The organism is Nocardia wallacei (genome assembly GCF_014466955.1).
GTDB classification, from domain to species: Bacteria; Actinomycetota; Actinomycetes; order Mycobacteriales; family Mycobacteriaceae; genus Nocardia; species Nocardia wallacei.
The window spans coordinates 2329931-2347115 of the sequence record NZ_AP023396.1 but is presented as its reverse complement, the minus strand read 5'-3'; the positions used below and the strand labels follow the sequence as shown (position 1 = coordinate 2347115).

Here is a 17185-nt window from a genome sequence, read left to right as displayed (position 1 = left end):
CAACCCGCATTCTATCGAAGGGAAGCTCATGTCCGAATCGAACGGTCCCATTCTGGTCACCGGCGCGACCGGCAAGCAGGGCGGCGCGACGGCCCGCCACCTCCTCGCGCACGGGCATCCGGTCCGTGCGCTGGTTCGCGACACGGAAACCGCCGCGGCGCGGGAACTCTCGCGTCTCGGCGCGGAACTCGTGGCCGGCGATTTCGACGCACCCGCCACGCTCCGCACCGCGGTCGCCGGAGCCCGCGGCGTCTTCGCCGTACCGCCGAGCCCCATGGATCCGACGAGCGACGCCAAGGATCTGGAGGCTCGGCGCGGGGTGCACCTGGTCGAGGCGGCCCGGGCGGCCGGGGTGGATCATTTCGTCTTCACCGGCATCGGCTCGTTCTCCGGCGGTGAGCGCATAGCCGCCGGAAAGGACGCGATCGAACAGGCCGTGATCGCCGGGGGCATGCGCTACACCCTGCTGCGGCCGGTCCGGTTCATGGAGAACTATCTGGTGCGGGGCGCACCGATCGATGGGATCTCCGGCGGCGTCCACCGGCACCTGTTCGCACCCGATCACCCGGTTCAGATGATCGCCGTCGACGATATCGGCGTCATCGCGGCGCTGGCCTTCGCCGAACCCGAGCGCTTCCACGGCCGAATCCTCGAGCTCGCCGGTGACGAGCAGACGCCGACCGCCGCCACGGCGCGGATCTCCGAGGCCACCGGCATCCCAGTCCGGTACCACCAGCTCACCGGGCCGGAGGTGGCCGCGCTGGGCGAGCCGATCGCCTCGGTCGCCCGGCTGGTCGGCGATGGCGGCGCGGGCTGGCACGCCGATATCCAGGCGCTGCGCGTCATTCATCCGGGCCTGCGGACCTTCGCCGACTGGCTGGCCGAAACCGGTGCGGCACAGCTGAAGTCGCTGCTCGACGGTTCGTCGACGGGCTAGGTGGCCGCCCCGACCAGGTTCTCCCCGCGCAGCCGCTGGGAGATCACCTGGGTGATACCGTCGCCGCGCATGCTCACGCCGTAGAGCGCGTCGGCGATCTCCATGGTCGGCTTCTGGTGGGTGATGACGATCAGCTGCGACTTCTCCCGCAGCTGCTCGAACAGGCCGATGAGGCGGCGCAGGTTGGTATCGTCCAGCGCCGCTTCCACCTCGTCCATGACGTAGAACGGCGAGGGCCGGGCCCGGAAGATCGACACCAGCAGCGCCACCGCGGTCAACGACTTCTCGCCGCCGGACAGCAGCGACAGCCGCTTGACCTTCTTCCCCGGCGGGCGAGCCTCCACCTCGATCCCGGTGGTCAGCATGTCGGTGGGATCGGTCAGCAGCAACCGGCCTTCGCCGCCCGGGAACAACTTGGCGAAGACGCCGACGAACTCCCGCTCGACGTCCTCCCATGCCTCGGTGAACACCTGCAGAATCCGCGCGTCCACCTCGGCGACCACGTCCAGCAGGTCCTGGCGGGCCTTCTTGACGTCCTCCAACTGCGTGGACAGGAAGTTGTAGCGTTCCTCGAGGGCCGCGAACTCCTCCAGCGCAAGGGGATTGACCTTGCCGAGGGTGCTGAGGTCTTTCTCGGCGCGTTTGGCGCGGCGCTGCTGGGTGGCGCGGTCGTAGGGCATCGGCTGCGGCGGGCTGACCTGCTCGCCGCGCTCCTTGGCCTGCTCGTACTCCTGCAGCTCCAGCGAGGTCGGCGGCATCGGCACGTCCGGGCCGTACTCGGCGATCAGGTCGTCCAGGGCGATCCCGAACTGCTCGGAGATGGTCTGCTCGAGCTGTTCGATGCGCAGCGCCGCCTCTGCCCGGGCCACCTCGTCGCGGTGCACGGCGTCGGTGAGCTGGGTCAGCTGGGTGGTCAGCGCCCGCACCCGCTCCTTGATCTGATCGACCTGGGCGGCGCAGTCGGTGCGGCGACGCACCAGTTCGTCGCGGCGCGAGGAGGCTTCGCCCACAACGGTTTCCAGTTCGGCGGCGACCCGCTCGGCGGATTCGGCGACGACGGCGGCGACCTCGGCGGCCCGGCGGCGCGCGGCCTGGGCGCGTTCGGCGCGGGCCCGGGACTCGCGTTCGGCGCGGGCGGCGCGGCGCAGCGAATCCGCTTTGCCCCGTACCGATTCCGCGCGTTCCTCGGCGGTGCGCACCGCCAGCCGGGCCTCCACTTCCATCGAGCGGGCCTCGGCGAGGGCGCCTGCGGCCTCCTCGCGCGCGAAGCCGGCGGTCTCGGTGCCCGCGTCGGCGTCCGAATCCGATTCGGACTGTTCGGATTCCGCGTGCCGCAGCCGGTCCTCCAGCTCGGCGAGTTTCTGCAGGGTCTCCTCGCGCGCGGCCTCGGCGGCGGCGCGCTGTTGCTGCAGGCGTTCGCATTCGGCCCGGGCGGTGCGCGCGGTCTGGCCGAGCCGGCCGAGCCGGTCGTAGATCGACACCAGCGCCTGGTCGGATTCGTGCAGGGCGAGCAGCGCCTGGTCGGCGGCTTGCTTGCGGTCGGTCTGCTCGGCCTCGGCGCCCGACAGCGCGGCCTCGAACTCCTCGGCATGCCGCTGCCAGGACTCCAACTCGGCCTGCGCGGCATCGATGTCGGCCTGAACCTCGAGTCGGCTCGGCGCGCGATCGGACCCGCCCAGCACCCACCCGGTCCCGGCGAGGTCGCCCTCGCGAGTGACGACGCGCAGGTCCGGATACGCCGCGAGCACCTCGGCCGCGGCGTCGAGATCATCGGCCACCGCGGTCCCGGCGGTCAGCGCGTCGAGGGCCCGCCGCAATTCCGCCGGACAGTCGACCACCTCCGCGAGCCACCGCGCCCGTTCCGGCAATCCGGCCCGCTCCGACCTCCTCGGGCCACGCTCGGCGGATGAGTCGTCTACTGCCGCAACGACTTCGGTGTGTGACCCACCATCGGCGACGTCCGCGGCACCTTCCGAGGCTCGCGCGCCACCGGTCACATCCGCATCGGTTCGGCGAAGGGTGGCGGCATGGCCGTATACCAGGGCGACGCGGCCGCCGTCGGCTTGCTTCAGGGCGGTCAGGGCGGCGTGGGCGGTGGTACCGGTTTCGGCGGCGACGGCGTCGGCCATGGGGCCGAGGGCGGCGGCGACGGCGGATTCGTAGCCGGGGTGCACCCGCAGGAGGCCGGACAGGGGGCCGAGGAGGCCGTCGGCGTGGTGTTCGAGGAGCCAGGCGCCGCCGTCCTTGCGGGACAGGCCCATGGTGAGCGCCTCGATGCGGGCGGTCAGCGAGGCGACCTTCTTCCCGGCCTCACGGTCGGATTCGCGCAGTTCGGTGACGCGCCGGTCGGCCAGCTCCAGGGCTTGGGCGGCGTGCTCGTAGGCGGCGTCGAGACTCTCCTCACCGGCGTCGAGTTCGCTCAATTCGGCTTGTACCGACTCGAATTCGGCCTCGGCGTCCTCCCCGCGCTGCCGCGCCTCGCTCAGCGCGGCCGAGAGCCGGGTGATCTCGGTATCGGCGGATTGGGCGCGGGTGCGCAGATTGTCGACCTGACCGGACAACCGGGCCAGGCCCTCGCGCCGGTCGGCGATGGCGCGCACGGCGGCCAGGTGCGCCTGCTCGGCCGCCTTGGCCGCCTGCTCGCGGTCGTGCAGCTGGTCGCGGGCGGCCTCCAGGGTCGCGGTCGCGACCTCGACTGCCTCCAGCAGTTCGGCCTCCTCGGCCTCCACCCGCGCCGCCTCGGCCTCGAGCTGCTCCGGGTCGCGGCCGGTGCCGGTGGGCTGATCGATGGTCAGGTTGCGGGCCCGGTCGCGGGCGATGCGGATGGTGGCGTTGACGCGCTCGACCAGAGCCGACAGCTGGAACCAGGTCTGTGCGGCCGCCTCGGCGCCGGGCGTCAGCCGCGAGAGCTCGAATTCCTGCTGTGCCAGTGCGGCATTGGCGGCGTCGAGTTCGGCCTGCACGTTGATCTGCTGCTCGCGGGCGTAGGACTCCTTGCTCTGCTGGCTTTCCAGCTCGCGGCGCCGCGTCACCAGATCGTCGGCGGCCAGCCGGAGTTTGGCGTCACGCAGTTCGGACTGCACGGTCGCGGCGCGGCGCGCCACCTCGGCCTGCCGGCCCAAGGGCTTGAGCTGGCGGCGCAATTCCGTGGTCAGATCGGTCAGGCGCGCCAGGTTGGCCTGCATGGCCTCCAGCTTGCGGACCGCCTTCTCCTTGCGCTTGCGATGTTTGAGGACACCGGCCGCCTCCTCGATGAAGGCGCGGCGGTCCTCCGGGCGCGATTCCAGGATCGCCGAGAGCTGCCCCTGCCCGACTATGACGTGCATCTCCCGGCCGATGCCGGAGTCCGACAACAGTTCCTGCACGTCCATCAGGCGGCACGTATTGCCGTTGATCTCGTATTCACCGGCGCCGTCGCGGAACATGCGGCGGGTGATCGACACCTCGGAGTAGTCGATGGGCAGCGCGCCGTCGGAGTTGTCGATGGTCAGGGTGACCTCGGCGCGCCCCAGCGGCGCACGCCCGGCCGTTCCCGCGAAGATGACGTCCTGCATCTTGCCGCCGCGCAGCGCCTTCGCGCCCTGCTCACCCATCACCCAGGTGAGCGCGTCGACGACATTCGACTTACCCGAGCCGTTGGGCCCCACCACGCAGGTGATGCCCGGCTCCAGGCGCAGGGTCGTCGCGGACGCGAAGGACTTGAATCCCTTCAGCGTCAGACTCTTCAGGTGCACAGCAGGCCAATCTACCCGCTAGCCGGGGGTAGCTCCGCGTATGCCGGGTCCTGATGTCGTCACGGCATGTTCGTGCGCGGCCCGCCGCATCCGCGCGACTCCCAGCCGGTGAGGACGCGGAACACCAGCACCGCACCCCACGGCCCGATCACCCACAGCGGCCACGGGTAGGTGAATTCGCCCGCGCCCAGCGAGATCAGGGCCCAGATCACCAGGCACAGCACCCCGACGCCCAGCCAGGCGCCACCCTCGATGCGCTGCCAGATCGGCAGTCGCGCAGGATTCCGGCCGGGCGCCGCGGCCCGCCGCCGCGGCAGTTTCGGCAGATCCGACAGCACCAGCTGCAGGTCGTCGCGCGTGGTCGTGGCGTACACGCGCGCCACCCGCTGGTCGTATTCGGCGAGATCGATGCGCCCCTCGCTCAGGTGCCGGGACAGCAGGTCGGCGACCTGCTGACGCTCGGCGTCGGAGGCGCGGGTGCCGGTGGTGATGTCCATGGCCCGTATTCCTGTCGACGAGATTCAATATTCCAAAGTGGAACGTAATCAGGATCCTACCTCCACAGTGGAATGTCAAGGGCTGGCCGCGAGCCCATGGCACAGAGCGGCATTAAGTTAACGACCATTTGCGTTCGGGTGCCGGTAAATGAGAAGGTGAAGCTCCGTTTATCGGACAAGGAGTTCTTCGTGGATCTGGAATGGTCGCCCACCGATCTGGCGTTTCGCGACGAGGTGCGGCGTTTTCTCGACGAGAACCTGACCCCCGACCTCCGGCGCGCCGGGCAGCTCGCCACGAGCGTCTACCCGGATCACGAGGCCAGCATGCGGTGGCAGCACATCCTGCACGCCCGCGGCTGGGCCGCGCCGGCCTGGCCGGTGGAATACGGCGGCTGCGACTGGAGCATGACCCAGCACTACATCTTCGACCGCGAGTCGATTCTGGCCGGTGCACCGGCGTTGTCGCCCATGGGGATCCGGATGGTGTCGCACGCGATCATCGCGTTCGGCACCGAGGAGCAGAAGTCCTACTTCCTGCCCCGCATCCTCACCGGTGAGGTCTTCTTCTGCCAGGGTTATTCGGAGCCCGAGGCCGGTTCGGACCTGGCCTCGCTGACCATGGCCGCCGTCGACGACGGCGACGATCTGATCTGTACCGGCTCCAAGATCTGGACCACGCACGCCACCGAGGCGAACTGGATCTTCTGCCTGGTGCGCACCTCGAAGCTGGAGCGCAAGCAGCAGGGCATCACGTTCGTGCTGATCCCGATGGACTCCCCCGGCATCGAGGTGCGCCCGCTGGTGATGACCTCCGGTGAGCAGGTGCAGAACCAGGTGTTCTTCGACCAGGTCCGGGTGCCGAAGAAGAACGTGCTCGGCCGCATCGACGACGGCTGGACCGTCGCCAAATACCTGCTCAACTTCGAGCGCGGCGGCGCCCTGGGCCCGATGCTGCAGGTGATGGCCGAATCGCTGGCCGAACAGGCGCGAAGCCAGCCCGGTCCGAACGGCGGCACGCTGCTGGACGATCCGGCGTTCGCGGCCCGGCTGGCCGATATCCGCATCCGCGCCGACGTGCTCGAGATCCTCGAGTACCGTACGGTCGCCGCGATCTCGCAGGGCCGAAACCCGGGCCCGGCGGCCTCGACGCTGAAGATCCTCGGCACCGAACTCAGCCAGCAGCTCACCGAACTCGCCCTGGCGGCCGCGGGCCCGCGCGGGCGGGTCTACCAGCCGCACGGCACCATGCCCGGCGGCCCGGTGGCCGACTTCACCGCACCGGCCGACGGCTACCTCAGCGGCGCCGAGTGGCAGGCGGTCGCGCCGCAGCGCTACTTCAACGACCGGGCCGGCTCGATCTACGCCGGTAGCAACGAGATTCAGCGCAACATCATCGCCAAGGCAACCCTGGGACTGTAGACATGGACTTCGAATTCACCGCCGAACAGCAACTGCTCCGCGATACGGTCACCGAGTTCCTGGCGGCGCGCTACGACCTGGAGAAGAGCCGCGCCGCGGCCCGCCTGGGCGCCGGTCGGCAGCCGGAGATCTGGCGCGCCTTCGCCGACGAGGTCGGCATCCTCGGCGCCAGCCTGCCCGAGGAGGTGGGCGGATTCGGCGGCGGCGCGGTCGAGACGCTGCTCATCGCCGAGGCTCTGGGCGGGGCGCTGGTCGTCGAACCGTACGTCGACACAGTCGTGCTCGGCGGCGGGCTGCTGCGCCGGGCCGGTGGCGAGCGCGCCACGGAACTGTTGCGCGGCATCGTCTCCGGCACGGTGATCACGGCGCTGGCCGCGCTGGAAGCGGATTCGGGCTACGACATCACCCGGGTGGCGACGACCGCGCGGCGCGACGGGGACGCGTGGGTGCTCGACGGCGCGAAGGTCGTGGTGACCAGCGCGCCACTGGCGACGCACCTGCTGGTCACGGCCCGCACGCCGGACGCGTCCGGGCTGTCGCTGTTCGTGGTCGAGGCCGACGCGCCCGGCCTCACCCAGCATCCGTACCGCACCATCGATGAACGCCGGGCCGCAGATCTGGTGCTCGACGGCGTGCGGGTCCCGGCCGACGCCCTGCTGGGAACCGAAGCGGGCGCGGACGATTCGCTCGCCCGCGCCGTGGACGAGGCGATCGCCGCCATCGCGGCGGAGGCCGTCGGCGGCATGCGCAAGGTACTGGCCGACACGGTGGCGTACGCGAAACAGCGCCGCCAGTTCGGCGTGCCGATCGGCAGCTTCCAGGTGCTGCAGCACCGCATGGTCGACATGCACCTGGAACTCGAACAGGCCATCGCCGCAACGTATCTCGTCACGCTGAAGCTCGACGCCGAACCCGGCGAGCGGGCCCGCGCGGCGGCCGCGGCCAAGGCCACCGTGGCCCGCGCCGCCCGCTTCATCGGTCAGCACGCCGTGCAGCTGCACGGCGCCATGGGCATGACCGAAGAACTGGCCATCGGTCATTTCTTCAAGCGCCTCACCGCGATACAGTACGAATGGGGCTCGGCGGACCACCACATCGCCCGCTACGCCGCGCTCACCCGCCCGAACTGATCCGAACCGACGAGGCGCCGCCCGCTTCCGAAGAAGCGGGCGGCGCCTCGTCTTTCGGTAACCCGGCCGTGATGTACGCGCTCGCTCGACGGCCGGGCCCGACCGGACACCGTGCTCCGTCGCACGGCCCGAACCCCGCTACCGCACGGGATCGAAGTCCCGGGCGGCGATGTACGTCGGCCGGATCTCCCTGGCCGCGTACGGCTCCGGCACGAGGGTGTTCTCCACGCTGTTGAACACCAGGAAGATGTTCGAGCGCGGGAACGGCGTGATGTTGTTGGCCGAGGCGTGCATGATGTTCGAATCGAACAGCAGCGCCGACCCGCGCGCCCCCGTGAACTGCGCGATGCCGTGCTTGTTGGCCAGATCGGTGATGTCGGCGTGCGAGGGCACGCCGATCTCCTGTTCCCGCAACGATTCCCGGTAGTGCTCCGCCGGAGTCTCACCCTGGCACGGCACGAAGGTGCGCTGCGAGCCCGGCATCACCATCAGGCTGCCGTTGAACGGATAATTCTCTGTCAACGCGATCGACAGGCTCACCGCCCGCGGGGACGGCATGCCGTCCTCGGCGTGCCAGGTCTCGAAGTCGGAGTGCCAGTAGAACCCCGCGCCCTCGAAACCCGGCATGTAGTTGACCCGGCTCTGGTGGATGTACACCTCGGAGCCGAGCACCTGCCGGGCAAGCCCGACCACACGCTCGTCCCGGATCAGATCCGCGACCGCCCGGCTGATCTTGTGCACCTCGAAGATCGACCGCACCCGGTTCGACTTCTTCTCGATGATCACCCGATCGTCCAGGCGCAGTTCGGGATCGGCGGCCAGGCGGTCGATCTCCAGGGAGAAGTCGGCCACCTCCTCCGGCGACAGCAACTGGTCGATGATCGCGTACCCGTCGGCGTCGAAGTTCGCCAGTTCCGGCGAGGTGATCCGGCCCCACACGGTCGGATCGGTGCGTTCGATCGGCGGCACCGCGGTCAGCGTTCGGGTGCGGTAGCGATCGATTCGACTGTCGGCCAACGTCATCGCGGTGTTGTCCTCCTACCTAGTCTGGAACGGCGACCAACGGATAGACGCCGTTCTCGTCGTGCACCTCCTGGCCCGTGACCGGCGGATTGAACACACACAACGCCCGCATCTGCGTGCGTGTCTCGATGCGGTGGCGCTCGTGCCCGTTCAGCAGGTACATCGAGCCAGGCCCCAATTCGTAGGTGACACCGTTGTCCAGATCGGTGAGAGTGGCCTCACCCTCGATCAACCACACCGCCTCGACGTGGTTGGCGTAATGGAACTCGTGCACGGTGCCGGCCTGAATCGTGGTCTCGTGAAAAGAGAAACCGACCTTGTCGCCGCCGAGAATGATCCGCTTGCTGCGCCAGCCGGCGTCCGCGACGTCGCGGTCGGTGCCGGTGATCTCCTCCGTAGTGCGCACGATCATGGTCAGTTGCCTCCTCGGGCCATGTCGACCGCGTTGCCCAGGATGCCCAGGCCGTGGTCGAGTTCGTCATCGGTAATGGTCAGCGGCGGCAGCAGCTTCACCACCTCATCCTCCGCGCCCGAGGTCTCCACCAGCAACCCCTGTTCGAAGGCGATCCGGCTGACCTTGTTCGCCTCGGAGGGCTCGTCGAACACCAGGCCGTGCACGAGGCCGCGGCCACGGGTCGACACACCCTCGTAGTTCTCCGACAGCTCGCTGAAGGACTTGTGGATGCGCGCGCCCTTGGCGGCGGTGGCCTCCGCGAGGCGGGTGTCGGACCAGAAGTGCTCCAGCGCGGCGGTCGCGGTCACGAAGGCCGGGTTGTTCCCGCGGAAGGTGCCGTTGTGCTCGCCCGGCGCCCACTGGTCCAGCTCGCGGCGCATCAGCACCAGCGCCAGCGGCATGCCGTAGCCGCCGATCGACTTCGACAGCGTGACGATGTCGGGGGTGATGCCCGCGATCTCGAAGGAGAAGAACGGTCCGGTGCGGCCGCAGCCCATCTGCACGTCGTCGACGATCAGCAGGATGTCGCGCGCCGCGCACAGCTCCGACAGCCGCTTCAGCCACTCCGCACGCGCGACGTTGACACCGCCCTCACCCTGCACGGTCTCCACGATCACGGCGGCGGGCTTGTCCACACCCGAGGAGCCGTCGTCGAGGGCCTTCTCCATCCAGGCCAGCTCGTCGGCGCCGTCCAGGTAGCCGTCGTAGGGCATCGGATTCACATGCACCAGCGGGACGCCCGCGCCGGCCCGCTTGGTGGCGTTGCCGGTCACCGACAGCGCGCCCAGCGTCATGCCGTGAAAGGCGTTGGTGAAGTTGAGAATCGTGGTGCGCCCGGTGATCTTGCGCGCCAGCTTCAGCGCCGCCTCGACCGCGTTGGCGCCGGTCGGGCCGGGGAACTGCACCTTGTAGTCCAGCCCGCGCGGATCGAGCAGCACGCTGTCGATCGTCTCCAGCAACTGCTGCTTGGCCACGGTGGACATATCGAGTCCGTGCGTGATGCCGTCGCGCGAGATGTAATCGATCAGCGCCTGTTTGAGCACGGGATTGTTGTGGCCGTAGTTCAATGCGCCGGCGCCGGCGAAGAAATCCAGATAGTCGCGTCCGCTGCCGTCGCGGATCCACGAACCCTGCGCGGTGTCGAACAGGGTAGGCCAAGATCGGCAGTAGCCACGGACATTGGATTCGAGCGATTCGAAAACGGTCATCTCAGCGGTGGTCATCGATGATCCTTTCGTGTGGTGTGCGCCACGGAATGCAATGGCGCGATCCGGTACAGGTCCTCTGATTCGTGACCGTCCGGGAAATCTTGCGGTTCGAACAATGTCTCTCGGGTCAGCTGGGCGCCCCGGCGCCGCGCCAACGAGGCGAACATCGCCCGCGAGGCCGCGTTGTCCGGCGAAATCGTCGTCTCCAGCATCGATACCCCGTGCTCGGCGACGTTGTCCACCAACTGATCCAGCATCGCCACACCGAGTCCGCGGCCCCGGAAGGCGTGGTCGACGGCGACCTGCCACACGAATACCGTGTCCGGCGCTTCGGGCCGGAGATATCCGGTGACGAAGCCTGCGATTTCCGATCCGATTTCGGCGACGACGGAGGTCGCCCGGAAATCTCGGCACCACAGAAGGTAGGCGTAGCTGGAATTTGCGTCCAATACCTGGGATTCGACGGCAATACGCCACATCGGCGCCCCGTCACCAAGCCGCGGCGTGCGAATGACCGCCGGCGCAGAGGTATCCCGATCTGAATCCTGCCTATCGGGAGAAGGGGAACCGAATGGAGTACTCCGTGTTCGGGTCTCTATCACCCTTCCAGAATTGCCAATGAACTTTGAGCCCAACCTGTCGAGTTCATTACGGTTACGTTACATCCGTTTAATCAGTGAATTTCGTCACTTCGCGGGCAGCCGCACGACGAAGCGCGCACCACCTCCCGGCCGATCCGTGCACACCACCGTTCCGCCATGTGCGGCAACGGTTTCGGCGACGAGCGCCAGCCCGATGCCGGTGCCCGCGGCGGCGCGGCGGCCGCGACGCACCGTCACGAAACGTTCGAATATGCGTTGCCGATCCTCCGGTGCCACACCGGGTCCGTGGTCGTCGACGGTGATGACCACCTGCGCACCGGCCCGATCCACACCCACCGACATCACGCCGCCGCCGTGGCGATCGGCGTTCTCCAGCAGATTCACCACGGCCCGTTCGAGTTCCAGCTTGCGGCCGGTCACCGTGGCATCGGTGGCGACGTGCAGCAGATCGGGCGGGTAGCGCAGTTCGGACAGGGTGTGGGTGAGCAGTTCGCGCACCGATACCGGTTCGGCGTCGGCGCGATGCATACGCGCCTCCGCGCGAGCCAACGCCAGCAGGTCGTCGAGCAGGCGGCGCAGATGTTCCAGTTCGGCGCGCACCAGTACCAGCGCGTGGCGCGACCGCTGCGGGAGTTCCTCCTCGTAGCGCGACATCACCCCGACGCTGGTGGTGAGCGTCGTCAACGGCGTACGCAGTTCATGACTCACGTCACCGACCAGCCGCCGCTCGCGATCGATACGTCGTTGTAGAGAATCGACCATGGTGTTGAACGCGTCCACCGTCGGCGCCAGATCGGGGTCGTCGGTGTCGGGCAGCCGGGTGCCGAGTTCGCCCGAGGCGATCCGCGCGGCGGTCCGGGTCAGCCGCCGCAGCGGCACCAGCAACCGCCGCGACAGCCACAACCCGAATCCGGCGCCCACCGCGGTCCCCCCGACCAGGCAGATCGCGAGGGGCAGCCAGAAACCTTCGGACAGGACCGACACGACCGCCACGAACAGCCCCGACACCAGGCCGGACATCACGGCGAACGCGAAAATCGCTCGGCCGCGCAGACTTTGGCGGCTCAGCTCGCGCAGTCCCCGGCGCGGCTCAGCGCTGGACATCGAGTCGATAACCGAGTCCTCGCACGGTGACGACCAGACAGGGCTCCGAGGGGTCCCGCTCGATCTTGGTGCGCAGTCGGCGCACATGCACGTCCACTATCCGCTCGTCGCCGAAAAAGCCGCGGTCCCAGACTCTTTCGAGCAGGACGCTGCGGGACAGCACCCGGCCCGGCGTCTCCGCGAGTTCGCACAGCAGCCGGAACTCGGTGAGCGTCAGGTGCAGTTCCTCGTCGCCGCGGCGCACCGTGCCGCCGTCCACCGACAACACCAGCGGCTCGTCGGGGTCGGCGTCGAGCACCATCTCCTCGGGGGCGGCGGGCTCGGGATCGGGCTCGGCGAACTGCTGCGCGCGCCGGCGCAGTGCCCGCATCCGCGCGGTGATCTCCTTGATCTCGAACGGCTTGGTGACGAAATCGTCGGCACCGGCCTCCAGCGCGGCCACCACATCGTGAGTATCGTCACGCGCGCTGACCACTATTATCGGCACATCGTGATCGCGGCGGATCTCACGAATACACGAGAACCCGTCCATCTCCCCCAGCATCAGATCGACGATCATCACATCGGGTGCGCCGTTGTCGCGCAGGTGCTCGAGGGCGTCCTCCGCCTCCTCGGCCTCCTCGACGTCGTAGCCCTCATCCTCCATGGCCAGCCGCAGGGCGCTCCGGACCCGGTCGTCGTCTTCTACGATCATCAGGTTAGCGCTCATAGCTTCTTCCCTAGCAGATACTCGGCCTGGTGCCCCAGCGCCACGACAGCGCGGTTACGGAGGGCAGAGAACGGTAACGGGAGTACCCGTACAACCGTTTCGTAAACCTGGGGCAACACCTCGATGTGCCTCCCGACCGGGTCTCCCCGTAAACTACCCGGCAAGACAGTTAGGCGATGGTGCGCTGCGGGGGACTCGCTCGGCAAGCGCACGGCGAGCGCAGGAGACACCATGTCAGGTCGCCGCTGCCGATTCTGTGTCGCATTGGGTGTAATCGCCCTGGTGACGATGCTGATGGCCGCGTGCTCATCCTCGTCGGGATCCGATTCGAAATCGGGCCCGGCCACACCGAAACCGGCGGCGCCGGTGCTCTCGGTGACCCCGGCAGCCGGGAGTGAGGATGTCGACCCGCTAGGCAAAATCGAGGTCTCCACCTCCGATGGCATTCTGACGTCGGTCTCGATGACCAACGAACAGGGCAAACCGGTGGAAGGAATTCTCACACCGGACAAAACGGCTTGGAAACCGACCGGCCCGCTCGGTTACGGCCATACCTACCGGGTTACCGCGCAGGGGTTGACGATCAGCGGTCCCAGCGGACCCTTGACGGCTTCCTTCTCGACCTTGACGCCGGGCAACCAGACCAAGGCGTACCTGACCACCACGGGTGGCCTACCGCTGGCCGACGGCGGCACCTACGGGGTCGGCACCGTGATCGTCGCGCACTTCGACGAGCCGATTCCGGACCGCGCCGCCGCCGAGAAGCGGTTGAGCGTGACATCGGACCCGCCGGTCCAGGGCTCCTGGTACTGGTTCGACGACCGCAACGCGCACTGGCGGCCGCAGCAGTACTGGGCGTCGAACACCAAGGTGACGGTGGCGGCGAACATCTTCGGCGCGGAACTCGGCGAGGGCATGTACGGCCAGGAGGACTCCAAGACCACCTTCACCATCGGCCCGTCGCACATCTCGATCGCCGACGACAACACCCATCAGGTGCAAGTGTTCGAGAACGGCAAGCTGATCCGCACCATGCCCACCTCCATGGGGCGCGGCGGCAGCGAGCAGGTCGGCAACAAGACCATCTACTTCAACACGCCGGCCGGCGTCTACACGGTCATGGACAAGGGCAATCCGGTGATCATGGACTCCGCCAGCTACGGCCTGCCGGTGAACTCGCGGCTCGGCTACAAGGAGACCATCAACTGGGCCACCCGCATCAGCAGCGACGGCATCTACCTGCACCAGCTGGACTCCACGGTGTGGGCGCAGGGCAGTCAGAACACCTCGCACGGCTGCCTGAACCTCAACGGCGAGAACGCCAAGTGGTTCTACAACTTCGCGGTGCCGGGCGATGTGGTGGAGGTCCGCAACACCACCGGGCCGCCGCTGCAGTCGTGGGACAACGGGGACTGGACCATTCCGTGGGAGGAATGGCAGGCGGGCAGCGCGCTGCACTGAGACCGGTCACTCCCGGAGGGTGAGCCGCACGCCCGGGCGGGGCCGCAGCGATATCAGGAAGTGTTCGCGCACAGTCGTTTCCGGGTCGAGACCGAGCCGGAAACGCTGCACGATCATGGCGAGGCCCACCGCGAGTTCCAACTCGGCCAGTGGCGCCCCGATGCAGCGGCGGGGACCGCCGCCGAAGGGAAAGTAGGTGTAGGGCAGCGGTTTCGGGTGATCGGGTGCGAACCGGCCGGGATCGAAGACTTCGGGGTCCGGCCAGTACCGTGGATCACGGTGCACCACCCGGGAACCGAGGAAGACCGTGGAACCGGCCGGAATACGGTAGCCGCCGATAATCATGGGGCGCACCGGTTCTCGCGGAAAGCTCGGGATCGGCGGATGCAGTCGCAACGCCTCGTCGACCACCTGCCGCAGATACCCCAGGCGCGGGAGATCCGCCGCGGCCGGGGCCCGGCCCGCGAGCACCGCGCGCAACTCCGCGCGCAGCCGGTCCTGGACCGCCGGATGCCGCGCGATCTCGTAGAGCGTCCACACCAGGCCGCAGCCCGTGGTCTCGTATCCGGTCCACAGGTAGGTCCGCAACTCCTCCGCGACCTGGGGCCGGGTCAGCGCCGCTCCGGTATCGGCGCGCTGGGCGCGCAACAGGTCGCCGACCAGACCGTCCGGCGACGGGTCCGACCGATGCCGGGCGAGGATCTCCGCGGCGGCCGCGTCGAATGCCCCCTGCGCGGTGCGCAGCCTGCGGCGCACCGGTGTCGGCAGCCAGGACGGTAGCAACTGCTCGGGGCTGCCGGGGAACATGGCCGACAGGACGGCCGGACCGAGCGCGACCACCCGCTCGCCGTGCTCACCCAGGGTGCGGCCGAACAGCGAGCGGCTCACCGCGTCCAAGGTCAGCCGCATGATCTCGGGGACGAGATCGACCGGCTCGCCCGCGGCCAGGCGCACTTCCCAGCGGGCCAGTAGGTCGCGCACGGCGGCGGTGAGCGCGGGTATCGCCCCGGCCAGTCGTCCGGTGCGGAAATGCGGCTGCCCGGCGCGGCGGCGGACCCGCCAGTTCTCGCCGTCGGCGGTGAGCATGCCGTCGCCGAGGAACAGGTCGAATCCGCGATATACCTTGCCGCGCCGGAAGGAGTCCCTGTCGTGCAGGATCGGCCCGATGAGTTCCGGGTCGGTGATCTGATGGACCAGTTGGGGGCCCACCCGGTAGCGGACGATATCGCCGTATCGGCGGTGCAACTCCAGCATCAGGTCGGCGGCATCGACACGATAGCGCCGGATATCGATAGGCAGCTTCGGTCCCGGTGCGTTCTCGCGCCTGGTCATCACACTCACCGTCGCCTGGCTTCCGTCCGGCTATCGGCTTCGCCGGTGATGTAGGTGTACCCGGTCACAACCATCCGGTAGGTATTTTCGGCGAAATTCACTATCGCGCGGCATGATTCGCGAAGTCCACGCCGGGTGCCGACCGCGCGGATACGATGCGCACGCGAGGGAACACGGTCGACGGACGGGTGCTGCCGGATGGACAAACGGAGAAAGTTCGACGAGCACCCCACCGTCGTGCGGGTTCGTGAGCGCTCCGCCGATGCGGTCCTGCGGCCGGGGCCGCTGGATGCGGAATGGTTGCGAAAGTTGGCCTTACAGGCCGGTGCCGACGACGTGGGGTTCGTCGAGATCGACCGTCCGGAGCTGGCCGACGAGCGCGCGGAGATCGAGTCCGCGCTGCCCGGCGCCCGCGCACTGATCGGTTTCGTGTGCCGGATGAACCGCGACAGCATCCGCAGCCCCGCGCGGTCGGTGGCGAATCTCGAGTTCCACCACGCCACCGACGACACCAACGACGTGGCGCGCCGGATCGTGTCGGCGCTGCAGGAGCGGGGTGTGCGGGCGTTGAATCCGGCCGTCGGCTTCCCGATGGAGATGGACCGCTTCCCGGACCGGATCTGGGTCGTCTCGCACAAGCCGGTGGCGGTGGCGGCCGGGCTGGGCAAGATGGGCATCCACCGCAATGTCATCCATCCGAAGTTCGGGTCCTTCGTGCTGCTCGGCACCGTGGTGATCGACGCCGAGATCGGCGAATACTCCCGGCCGATCGACTTCGATCCGTGCCTGGAGTGCAAGCTGTGCGTGGCGGCCTGCCCGACCGGGGCCATCTCCCCCGACGGCTACTTCGACTTCTCCGCCTGCTACACCCACAACTACCGGGAGTTCCTCGGCAATTTCGGGGAGTGGGTGGAACAGCTCGCCGACAGCCGCGACGCCGGCGATTACCGATCGCGGGTCGCCGACAACGAGACCGCGTCCATGTGGCAGAGCCTGTCGTTCGGCGCCAATTACAAAGCGGCGTACTGCATGTCGGTCTGCCCGGCGGGCGAGGACGTCATCGGCGCCTACCTCGACGACAGCAGGGCCCACCTCAACGACGTGGTGCGCCCGCTGCAGCACAAGGCCGAAACCGTCTACGTCGTCCGCGGCTCGGACGCCGAACAGTATGTCGCGCACCGCTTCCCGGAGAAGCGAACCAAGCTCGTCGGCCGCGGCCTACGCCCCACCAGCATCGCCCGATTCGTCGCCGGGATGCCACTGCTGTTCCAGCGCGAGCAATCCCGCGGCCTCGACGCGACCTACCACTTCACCTTCACCGGCGCCGAGCGACGCCGGATCACCGTATCGATCCACGACCGCACCCTCGACATCACCGACGGCCACCAAGGCACCCCCGACATCCGAATCACCGCGGACGCCCACACCTGGCTCCGCGTCCTCACCGACAAGTCCGTCCTCCCCCGAGCACTCCTCCTGGGCCGCATCCGCCCCCACGGCTCCCCCCGCCTGCTCCTCGCCTTCGCCCGCTGCTTCCCGATGTAGCCCGCGACCGGCTGGACCCGGAGCCGCGTC

At 68.6% G+C, this 17185-nt stretch carries 14 protein-coding genes; 5 read left to right on the top strand and 9 right to left on the bottom strand.

Annotated features, from left to right (window positions below):
• Positions 1-28: 28 nt before the first annotated feature.
• Positions 29-937 carry an NmrA/HSCARG family protein gene (locus tag NWFMUON74_RS10590; protein WP_187687644.1) on the top strand — a complete coding sequence of 303 codons (909 nt, stop codon included), beginning with the start codon at positions 29-31 and terminating at the stop codon, positions 935-937.
• Here the strand turns inward: NWFMUON74_RS10590 and NWFMUON74_RS10585 are convergent.
• On the bottom strand, positions 934-4671 hold the full coding sequence (locus tag NWFMUON74_RS10585) for an AAA family ATPase (RefSeq protein ID WP_187687643.1): 3738 nt from the start codon (positions 4669-4671) through the stop codon (positions 934-936). The two genes, NWFMUON74_RS10590 and NWFMUON74_RS10585, sit on opposite strands and share 4 nt — an antisense overlap.
• Before the next feature lie 59 nt (positions 4672-4730).
• Entirely contained in the window at positions 4731-5168 is a 438-nt protein-coding gene (locus NWFMUON74_RS10580; RefSeq protein WP_187687642.1) for a DUF1707 SHOCT-like domain-containing protein, read from the bottom strand.
• A gap of 189 nt (positions 5169-5357) precedes the next feature.
• Here NWFMUON74_RS10580 and NWFMUON74_RS10575 point away from each other — a divergent pair, with 189 nt between their 5' ends.
• Both NWFMUON74_RS10575 and NWFMUON74_RS10570 read left to right on the top strand, forming a co-directional pair.
• Positions 5358-6587, top strand: a complete 1230-nt coding sequence (locus NWFMUON74_RS10575) for an acyl-CoA dehydrogenase family protein (protein ID WP_187689064.1) — start codon at positions 5358-5360, stop codon at positions 6585-6587.
• Positions 6588-6589: 2 nt separating this feature from the next.
• Positions 6590-7717, top strand: coding sequence for an acyl-CoA dehydrogenase family protein (locus NWFMUON74_RS10570; RefSeq protein WP_187687641.1), 1128 nt, complete (start codon positions 6590-6592; stop codon positions 7715-7717).
• Positions 7718-7855: 138 nt separating this feature from the next.
• Here the strand turns inward: NWFMUON74_RS10570 and thpD are convergent, their stop codons facing one another.
• The 6 genes from thpD to NWFMUON74_RS10540 form a co-directional block, all read right to left on the bottom strand.
• Positions 7856-8740: an ectoine hydroxylase gene (gene thpD / locus NWFMUON74_RS10565; RefSeq protein ID WP_187687640.1), complete on the bottom strand. Its 885-nt coding sequence runs from the start codon at positions 8738-8740 to the stop codon at positions 7856-7858.
• Between the two features lie 19 nt (positions 8741-8759).
• Positions 8760-9152 (bottom strand): ectoine synthase, encoded by a 393-nt coding sequence (locus NWFMUON74_RS10560; protein WP_187687639.1) that lies wholly within the window; start codon positions 9150-9152, stop codon positions 8760-8762.
• A 2-nt stretch (positions 9153-9154) separates the two neighbouring features.
• The gene (gene ectB, locus NWFMUON74_RS10555) at positions 9155-10417 is read right to left on the bottom strand and encodes a diaminobutyrate--2-oxoglutarate transaminase (protein ID WP_187687638.1); all 1263 of its coding nucleotides are present in this window, start codon (positions 10415-10417) and stop codon (positions 9155-9157) included.
• The gene (gene ectA, locus NWFMUON74_RS10550) at positions 10414-11001 is read right to left on the bottom strand and encodes a diaminobutyrate acetyltransferase (protein WP_425300442.1); all 588 of its coding nucleotides are present in this window, start codon (positions 10999-11001) and stop codon (positions 10414-10416) included. The genes ectB and ectA overlap by 4 nt, the downstream gene beginning before the upstream one ends.
• A gap of 87 nt (positions 11002-11088) precedes the next feature.
• Positions 11089-12108 (bottom strand): HAMP domain-containing sensor histidine kinase, encoded by a 1020-nt coding sequence (locus tag NWFMUON74_RS10545; protein ID WP_232110947.1) that lies wholly within the window; start codon positions 12106-12108, stop codon positions 11089-11091.
• On the bottom strand, positions 12095-12817 hold the full coding sequence (locus NWFMUON74_RS10540) for a response regulator transcription factor (RefSeq protein ID WP_187687636.1): 723 nt from the start codon (positions 12815-12817) through the stop codon (positions 12095-12097). Before NWFMUON74_RS10540 ends, NWFMUON74_RS10545 begins: the two co-directional genes overlap by 14 nt.
• Before the next feature lie 231 nt (positions 12818-13048).
• Between NWFMUON74_RS10540 and NWFMUON74_RS10535 the strand changes: the two genes are divergently transcribed.
• On the top strand, positions 13049-14278 hold the full coding sequence (locus tag NWFMUON74_RS10535; protein WP_187687635.1) for a L,D-transpeptidase: 1230 nt from the start codon (positions 13049-13051) through the stop codon (positions 14276-14278).
• A 6-nt stretch (positions 14279-14284) separates the two neighbouring features.
• On the opposite strand, the gene NWFMUON74_RS10530 is transcribed toward NWFMUON74_RS10535, so the two are convergent.
• A complete protein-coding gene (locus tag NWFMUON74_RS10530) occupies positions 14285-15610 on the bottom strand; it encodes a cytochrome P450 (RefSeq protein WP_187687634.1) in 1326 nt (441 codons plus the stop codon).
• Between the two features lie 198 nt (positions 15611-15808).
• On the opposite strand from NWFMUON74_RS10530, the gene NWFMUON74_RS10525 reads away from it, so the two are divergent.
• On the top strand, positions 15809-17155 hold the full coding sequence (locus NWFMUON74_RS10525; protein WP_187687633.1) for a 4Fe-4S binding protein: 1347 nt from the start codon (positions 15809-15811) through the stop codon (positions 17153-17155).
• Positions 17156-17185 lie beyond the last annotated feature (30 nt).

Excerpts from the sequence above, each read along its gene's own strand:
- NWFMUON74_RS10590 (WP_187687644.1), top strand. The coding sequence starts at position 29 with ATGTCCGAATCGAACGGTCCCATTCTGGTCACCGGCGCGACCGGCAAG.
- NWFMUON74_RS10580 (WP_187687642.1), bottom strand. The coding sequence starts at position 5,168 with ATGGACATCACCACCGGCACCCGCGCCTCCGACGCCGAGCGTCAGCAG.
- NWFMUON74_RS10570 (WP_187687641.1), top strand. The coding sequence starts at position 6,590 with ATGGACTTCGAATTCACCGCCGAACAGCAACTGCTCCGCGATACGGTC.
- thpD (WP_187687640.1), bottom strand. The coding sequence starts at position 8,740 with ATGACGTTGGCCGACAGTCGAATCGATCGCTACCGCACCCGAACGCTG.
- NWFMUON74_RS10560 (WP_187687639.1), bottom strand. The coding sequence starts at position 9,152 with ATGATCGTGCGCACTACGGAGGAGATCACCGGCACCGACCGCGACGTC.
- ectB (WP_187687638.1), bottom strand. The coding sequence starts at position 10,417 with ATGACCACCGCTGAGATGACCGTTTTCGAATCGCTCGAATCCAATGTC.
- NWFMUON74_RS10545 (WP_232110947.1), bottom strand. The coding sequence starts at position 12,108 with ATGTCCAGCGCTGAGCCGCGCCGGGGACTGCGCGAGCTGAGCCGCCAA.
- NWFMUON74_RS10540 (WP_187687636.1), bottom strand. The coding sequence starts at position 12,817 with ATGAGCGCTAACCTGATGATCGTAGAAGACGACGACCGGGTCCGGAGC.
- NWFMUON74_RS10535 (WP_187687635.1), top strand. The coding sequence starts at position 13,049 with ATGTCAGGTCGCCGCTGCCGATTCTGTGTCGCATTGGGTGTAATCGCC.
- NWFMUON74_RS10530 (WP_187687634.1), bottom strand. The coding sequence starts at position 15,610 with ATGACCAGGCGCGAGAACGCACCGGGACCGAAGCTGCCTATCGATATC.
- NWFMUON74_RS10525 (WP_187687633.1), top strand. The coding sequence starts at position 15,809 with ATGGACAAACGGAGAAAGTTCGACGAGCACCCCACCGTCGTGCGGGTT.